This is a genomic window from Flavobacterium sp. (genome assembly GCF_023151265.1).
In the GTDB taxonomy this organism is placed as follows: domain Bacteria; phylum Bacteroidota; class Bacteroidia; order Flavobacteriales; family Flavobacteriaceae; genus Flavobacterium.
The window spans coordinates 1-6,352 of record NZ_JAKLJH010000144.1; the positions used below are offsets into that span (position 1 = coordinate 1).

The 6,352-nt window shown below is 32.4% G+C and carries 5 protein-coding genes; all 5 read left to right on the forward strand.

The window, feature by feature from the left end:
• The coding region (locus L6Q46_RS11790; protein WP_291284466.1) for a hypothetical protein at positions 1-723 on the forward strand (723 nt) is incomplete at its 5' end.
• Positions 704-2,977, forward strand: coding sequence for a ThiF family adenylyltransferase (locus tag L6Q46_RS11795; protein ID WP_291284467.1), 2,274 nt, complete (start codon positions 704-706; stop codon positions 2,975-2,977). The genes L6Q46_RS11790 and L6Q46_RS11795, both read left to right, overlap by 20 nt.
• A 26-nt stretch (positions 2,978-3,003) precedes the next feature.
• Complete coding sequence (locus L6Q46_RS11800) at positions 3,004-4,026, forward strand: hypothetical protein (protein WP_291284468.1); 1,023 nt, start codon at positions 3,004-3,006, stop codon at positions 4,024-4,026.
• A gap of 6 nt (positions 4,027-4,032) precedes the next feature.
• Positions 4,033-4,725, forward strand: coding sequence for a hypothetical protein (locus L6Q46_RS11805; RefSeq protein WP_291284469.1), 693 nt, complete (start codon positions 4,033-4,035; stop codon positions 4,723-4,725).
• A 55-nt stretch (positions 4,726-4,780) separates the two neighbouring features.
• A partial coding sequence (locus tag L6Q46_RS11810; protein ID WP_291284470.1) for a hypothetical protein occupies positions 4,781-6,352 on the forward strand: 1,572 nt, incomplete at its 3' end.

Here is a 6,352-nt window from a genome sequence, read left to right on the forward strand (position 1 = left end):
GGATATGATGGAAGTAAAGACTATAAGGATTTGGATGCAATGCGTTCAGTTCCGGGGGATGTTGTTACACGATTTAATGATAAAGACCAGGATAATTTTTCTGTATTTATCCATTCTCCATTTAAGGAACAACTTACATCAGCTGAAAAAGACAAGAACTCTACTAGCATCGTATTTCAAGCAAGATTCAAAGAGAAAAAAACTGATACTAAGTTCATTACTTTAGCTATATTTGGTGGTGATTCAGATCATTACACTTGGGATATGATTCTCTCCAAAACAAAAAAATCTGGCAAAGACAAAAGCGAAAATGCACTGGATTGGGATATTTTTCTTTCGCCTCATCATTGCTCATGGTCATTCTTTAATGACCGTCCACAGGCAGATAACCCTGACCCGAAACAGACCTCTTTAGATGTTTTAGATTATAAAAGAGGAACAAGCCCGAAGATTATTGCTTCGTGTAAAAAAATTGTAGCTGCCAAACCGAATCCGCCTCACGATGCTGCGAAAAAACAGTACGTTAAAAAGGTCGGTGATGCTAACTTTTTAAATACTACAACTTATGACATAATTGATGACACACCGCAACCTATCATTTTTGAAGTAACAACTCAAGGACCTGTCAAACCAAAGGTTCAAGAAGGTTCTGCAAAAGTAGCAGGAGCAGCAGGATTGGGCGCGGTAAACTCTACATCTTCTTATGGAGCAGGAACAATTTAGTAGTTCGTTAACTCCCTTTAGTGGAAATATAGAGAATCCTGCATTGCAGGATTCTCTATTATTACTTTATAGTACTTTAGGAATCGATTCATCCAGACTATTTGATTGGTCGGATGGTACGGTGGCTCTTGCTGTGGATATCAATGTTAGCTTACCTACATTAGGAAATCATGATGGAATTGACATCCAACAGGTTGAGCCTGTATTAATTGTTTTCGACCTCAAAAGATACCCTACTTTCGCACCGAGGGTCTTTACCGACCGACTTTCGTTCCCAAAAAACCAACTTGCCCATTTGTACATAGCAAAAAATGACAGACCACCAGCCTTTTGTCTGGTACGTGGTAATATTGATGATTGGTATGCAACGAAAAGAGTAACAGATTTGGTTATCCGCATTGGAAACTGGATGAGAGATGCAGCTACAGGTGAACTTGCTTCGGACAGCAGTCAATTTGACCCGATGAGGTTGGAAGGATATAGTGGTATTGTTATTTACGACTATGACCAAATTGTAGAAGTTGTAAATAAAAAACAGAGTTTTCTAGAAAATGGGAATACAGCAATAGCATTATTCAAACGAACTGATGATGATAGTTCATATCAATTTGTGAAAGTCATAACGAAAGAAAACTATTCGGAAATAAGCAAAGAGATTCAAGAAGCATTCAAAAAAGAAGCTGAAGAATTGAGAACAGACCATTTCCATATAGGATATATTGTTTGGTCACATGATGATAAAGGTAATAACCAATATTTGATTGATTTTCCAAAAGATTTCAAGAATCTAAAAGTGTTCTGTGACGAATACGGAATTAATCTTGATGAAATGGAGAATATTATTGCAGAAGCTGATATAAACTATTTCAAGGGTATACCTATCATTGTAGCTATCCTTCGCCCTAAAAAAGTAATCGGGTATGATGGGAATATTGAATTTTCAAATCATATGATGGTTATCAATAATAGCGACAAAATTGAAGGAAAGATTAAAGATGAGGTTCCAGTCAAACTTTTTTCCCATAATCAGCCATTAACTCAAAAAATGGCAAAAATGATTTCTGGGGCAACGTTAAATGAGGAACAAAGTTTAGTTTTGGGTTGTGGAGCATTAGGCTCAAAAATAGTGATGCACCTTGCTCGAAGCGGACAAAAAAAACTATTACTTTCCGACCCAGATATTATTTCTCCACATAATATGACGAGACATGCATTACTTGGTAATCAGGTAGGATTAAATAAAGCAACTGCAATCGTAAAATCTTTAGAGCAAATTTTTCCTAATCAAAAAACCGGAATTACCGCTGTTGAAATATCAGGCTTAATTTTTACCAAAGCAGATTTTAGTAAGCATTTGAAATGGATATTTGATTTTACAGCATCGGAAAATGTGTTTAATGAGCTTGTCAATGAACCAAATTTAACAACCCATAACGTCTGTAGAGCAAATATCAGTGATTTTGGAAATTTAGGTGTAATGGTAATCGAAGGAGTAAATCGCAATCCAAGAATTGACGATTTACAGGTTTATTTACACAGTTTATATCATAAAAAGTCTAAAGTTTGTGAATGGTTAAAAAGAGAGAATGAAAGTGCAGCCGATAATTCTGTCAGCCTCAATGTTGGTGTAGGTTGCAATTCGGAAACTACAATACTAGCTGACGATGTCATTTCTTCCCATGCTGCATATTTTTCTACCATTATTAAAAAACAGATGGAAAATAAGTCTTCAAATGGAAAAATTTTTCTGAACAGGATTGTTGACGGTGAAAACTACGGTATTGAAACCGAAATAATTGATGTTGAACCTTTCAAGGTCTTGGCTGCTGAAAATGATAAGTCTTGGAGTATTCGATTTAAAGCAGGAATTATTGAGCAAATGACGACCCAAGTAAAAAAAGCAGGAAAAAAAGAAACTGGTGGAGTATTTATTGGCGTCGCAAATTACAAAACCAAAACGATTCATGTGACTGACCTTATTGATGCTCCACCGGATAGTAAAGCAAATGAGGTTTGTTTCTTTCGTGGCCACAAAGGATTACCTGAAAAGATAGCCGCAGTCCGCTTAAAATCAGGAAATCAACTCGGTTATATTGGCGAATGGCATTCACATCCACATGGACCTGATGGATTAAGCTCAACTGATATGGCTACGGTTGCAAAATTCAAATCAGAATTTGATAAAGAAATTTCACCATTACCCGTATTTTTGACAGTAGTGACACCACGATATGTTTTACCTTTTGTTTTTTAATAAAGTATATCAATAAAATTATTTTAATGGCAACTATTCATTTTTTAAATGTTCTCGAAGGAGATTGTAATATTATTCAACATGACTCAGGTCGTATAACTGTAATGGATGTAAGTAATGCTTACAATGATGAAGACACTGAAGAAGAAAAAGCAGTTAAAGCTTCAAAGGAAAGAGAAGAAATGAGAAATAGGACTTTTGTTCCTACTGGTAAGAAAAATTATGACCAAAAAAAATCTCCCGATAATCCTATTGAATATCTAAAGAGAATTTTAACTCATAATAACATTTTTAGGTTTATAATATCACATCCTGATATGGATCATCTTGATGGAATTAAGGATTTATATCAGGAATTTAATATAGCTAACACCTGGGATACAGATAATAATAAGATAATCGATTTGAATACTCCTTTTGCGGGATATAACAAAGAAGATTGGAAGTTTTATATCAATTTGAGAGCTGGCAAAAACACAAATACTTCGAGAAAAACATATTCTTCTAAGAATTATAATTCATTTTATAAGGAGGATGATATTACAATTATATGCCCAACATCAGAGCTTGTGCAAAATGCTAATCAGACTGGAGATTATAATGATGCATCTTATGCTGTTTTATTTACACCTCCAAAAAAAGGAGGAGGTAAATGGAAAATACTTTTTGCCGGTGATACCCACGATGATTCTTGGGCTTATATCCTAGAAAATCATAAAGAAGAAGTTTCAAATATTGACATATTGATGGCTCCACATCATGGGAGAGATTCTGGTAGAAATTATGACTTTTTGGATGTATTAACCCCATCAGTCACATTATTCGGAAATGCTAAGTCGGAGCATTTGGCTTATGATAAATATCCTAAAACAAGAATTACTAATAATCAGGCAGGATATGTGGTTTTAGAAACATCTCTTGACAAAATTGAAATTTTCGTGAAAAATTTTGAGTTTGCTAAAGATTTCTGTGCTAAGTATAAGTTCGGAACACCAAATTATAATATGAAATACGAGGCTTATTCTATTGGTCAACTTAATCCAAAATAATAAACTATGAAAATTAATAACTATTACCTAAAAGCTAGACTCTTTCCAACTGTGCTTACTGCCATACCGGCTTTAATTTTATATAACAAGTTTGTTGCATCAATTTACAGCGATAAGCTTGAAAATATATATAGTGCTCTTCCAACTATCACAAATGTTATATTTTCCTCGGCAATTGTCTTTTTGCTTGTACAAATAAATCGATTTTTGTCAAAAGAGATTTTTCAAAAGATTTATTTTAAAGATGAAATTAATATGCCTACAACAGATATGTTACTAAAATCAAATAGTAAAATTGATTCAGGTATTAAACAAAACATTGAAACTAAAATTAAAGATAAATTTAATATCACTCTACTTAATTCTGCTGAAGAATTTGGAGATGAATCAAGAGCACGAAAATTAATAGCAACAGCAGTCTCACAAATAAGAAATGTTTTAAGGGATAATGAAATGCTGTTACAACACAATATTGAGTATGGATTTTTTAGAAATCTAATTGGTGGGGCATTTTTGTCACTATTGATGTCTATAACGATTGTATTATTTTCATATTCAGCTAATGATTTACCATTAATAAACTTAGGTTGGATACTGGTGTTAATTTATTCATTGCCGATACTTTTAAGTAAAGTTATTATAAATAGATATGGAAACTATTATGCTAAAATTCTCTACGAACAATTTTTAACTCTTTAAATTTATAGAATTACCAAGTTAAACAAGATATTAATCCAGTTCAAAAGTTAGATTTATGCACAGTTATTTAGGAATATTAAGTTCTGACTCGTTGAATAGAGATGGATATGTAATAGCATTCGAGGCTCTTGAAAAAAGTTTGGGAGAAACTGCAATTAATGGCATGCCGTCATTAATAGACCATGATTTTCATAGACCAGCAGGATGGATATTTCCATTTGGAATACTCATTGAACCTAAAATTAGTAAAACCGTTGGAAACTTTCATATTTGTGAAAATGAAGAAGATAGGAATATTGTTTATCCCAAAATACAGGACTACTGGCAATTCATTAATTATGATGCTTGTAAAGATTATATTGACGAATTTAAAGTGCTTCTTAAGGATAATTTTTCAAATGAAGGGAAGTTTATTCACAAAGGCTGTGTGGCTTATAATTTCTCTAGCATTGCTGAAAAAGAGTTTCCAAAATTGTTTGAAAATTTAGACAAATCCGGATTGATTTTTTTGGATGATATTTTAGTCGATTTTGAATATGTAGGTTCAGGAATTTTCAAAAGTAAGAGTAACGATTTTTGCATATTCTGTCATCAATTTTTCAAACGAAATCTTTCTCTAATAAACAATTATAATACATATTTTATTGATGAGTTTATACAGATGAATTCCAATAAAGAAATAAGACTAAGAATAGCCATCGACCGTAATTTAATTGGATTATCAAAAACATACCAAGGAGTTTTGGAATTTGATTATTGGTGGGGACCAAAATTTAATAACGATATTTCAAGTCTTCCTGACCAAGTAACAAGATATGAATGTAATGATGAGCAAAAATTCTATAATGGCATTTTAGGGACTGAGTTTTGGTGGAAAACTGATGAAAATGAAAAAACACTCGAAATTGAAGAAATTAAAGAAAGCCCATCGTTAGGTATTGACGCAGGTTCGTATGGTTGTAGGTACATTCATTCTATATATGATAATGATAAGAAAGAATTTAATCATTTTGATGGAGCAGTTAGGATGTATACAGAAGACCAAATAATGAATAGATGGGAGACCAATATAAATAAGGCGGGTAAAAATACTGATTATACAAAACTTTTTAGGATAGATGGAAAATTAGACCTTGCAGATTGGAAGAAATTATGTATTCTTTATTACAAAGGAAATCCATTATTATTTGAATATTTTGGTGCAAAAGAAGAATATGAAAGTGTAAAAAACTCTGTCAAAGTTCAAGATCAGTTAACAAAGTATATACCTAATAAAATTAATGCTGAAGACGGTATAAGGCTATTTACATCTTATCATCCTAAGGGTTCCGATTATAGTTCTTTTCAACGGAAAATAATTCATCCAGATATAATAAAATTTCAAAATGGTGAATCAATAAATATCTTAGAATATGATATTATTGAAATTGATAAGTATCTGAAAAGAACCGGGAGTAAAATGGATTACCCTGCTGAAATTAATTTTCTAAAACCATTTGATTTTTACACTAATTATCCAACCATTTTACATGCTTCTGAAAATACAGAAAGACTATTACAAAATACTATAGAGGCTTTTAAAACGATTTTTGAAATTCAAAACAGAACATTTAATAAAACTATTTCC

Coding starts and splice junctions, on each gene's coding strand:
- L6Q46_RS11800 (WP_291284468.1), top strand. CDS start 3,004: ATGGCAACTATTCATTTTTTAAATGTTCTCGAAGGAGATTGTAATATT.
- L6Q46_RS11795 (WP_291284467.1), top strand. CDS start 704: ATGGAGCAGGAACAATTTAGTAGTTCGTTAACTCCCTTTAGTGGAAAT.
- L6Q46_RS11805 (WP_291284469.1), top strand. CDS start 4,033: ATGAAAATTAATAACTATTACCTAAAAGCTAGACTCTTTCCAACTGTG.